The following is a 1,641-nucleotide window of genomic DNA, read 5'->3' on the forward strand; positions in this document are numbered from 1 at the left end:
GACGCTAAATGAATACCAAGTCTCTGGAGTGAACATACGTAATTCATTACGAAGTTTAATTCACGAGCATCAAACTTAAATTGAAGAGTTTGATCATGGCTCAGATTGAACGCTGGCGGCAGGCCTAACACATGCAAGTCGAGCGGTAGCACAGAGAGCTTGCTCTCGGGTGACGAGCGGCGGACGGGTGAGTAATGTCTGGGAAACTGCCTGATGGAGGGGGATAACTACTGGAAACGGTAGCTAATACCGCATAATGTCGCAAGACCAAAGAGGGGGACCTTCGGGCCTCTTGCCATCAGATGTGCCCAGATGGGATTAGCTAGTAGGTGGGGTAACGGCTCACCTAGGCGACGATCCCTAGCTGGTCTGAGAGGATGACCAGCCACACTGGAACTGAGACACGGTCCAGACTCCTACGGGAGGCAGCAGTGGGGAATATTGCACAATGGGCGCAAGCCTGATGCAGCCATGCCGCGTGTATGAAGAAGGCCTTCGGGTTGTAAAGTACTTTCAGCGGGGAGGAAGGTGTTGTGGTTAATAACCACAGCAATTGACGTTACCCGCAGAAGAAGCACCGGCTAACTCCGTGCCAGCAGCCGCGGTAATACGGAGGGTGCAAGCGTTAATCGGAATTACTGGGCGTAAAGCGCACGCAGGCGGTCTGTCAAGTCGGATGTGAAATCCCCGGGCTCAACCTGGGAACTGCATCCGAAACTGGCAGGCTTGAGTCTTGTAGAGGGGGGTAGAATTCCAGGTGTAGCGGTGAAATGCGTAGAGATCTGGAGGAATACCGGTGGCGAAGGCGGCCCCCTGGACAAAGACTGACGCTCAGGTGCGAAAGCGTGGGGAGCAAACAGGATTAGATACCCTGGTAGTCCACGCTGTAAACGATGTCGACTTGGAGGTTGTGCCCTTGAGGCGTGGCTTCCGGAGCTAACGCGTTAAGTCGACCGCCTGGGGAGTACGGCCGCAAGGTTAAAACTCAAATGAATTGACGGGGGCCCGCACAAGCGGTGGAGCATGTGGTTTAATTCGATGCAACGCGAAGAACCTTACCTACTCTTGACATCCAGAGAACTTAGCAGAGATGCTTTGGTGCCTTCGGGAACTCTGAGACAGGTGCTGCATGGCTGTCGTCAGCTCGTGTTGTGAAATGTTGGGTTAAGTCCCGCAACGAGCGCAACCCTTATCCTTTGTTGCCAGCGGTCCGGCCGGGAACTCAAAGGAGACTGCCAGTGATAAACTGGAGGAAGGTGGGGATGACGTCAAGTCATCATGGCCCTTACGAGTAGGGCTACACACGTGCTACAATGGCATATACAAAGAGAAGCGACCTCGCGAGAGCAAGCGGACCTCATAAAGTATGTCGTAGTCCGGATCGGAGTCTGCAACTCGACTCCGTGAAGTCGGAATCGCTAGTAATCGTGGATCAGAATGCCACGGTGAATACGTTCCCGGGCCTTGTACACACCGCCCGTCACACCATGGGAGTGGGTTGCAAAAGAAGTAGGTAGCTTAACCTTCGGGAGGGCGCTTACCACTTTGTGATTCATGACTGGGGTGAAGTCGTAACAAGGTAACCGTAGGGGAACCTGCGGTTGGATCACCTCCTTACCTGAAAGAACCTGCCTTGCAGTG

The 1,641-nt window shown here is 53.7% G+C and carries 1 rRNA gene; it reads left to right on the forward strand.

The features are described from left to right. Window positions 1-77 precede the first annotated feature (77 nt). A 16S ribosomal RNA gene (locus ACQUTD_RS21560) occupies window positions 78-1,617 on the forward strand. The last annotated feature ends 24 nt before the right edge of the window (window positions 1,618-1,641 follow it).

Source organism: Enterobacter sp. K510 (assembly GCF_055804875.1).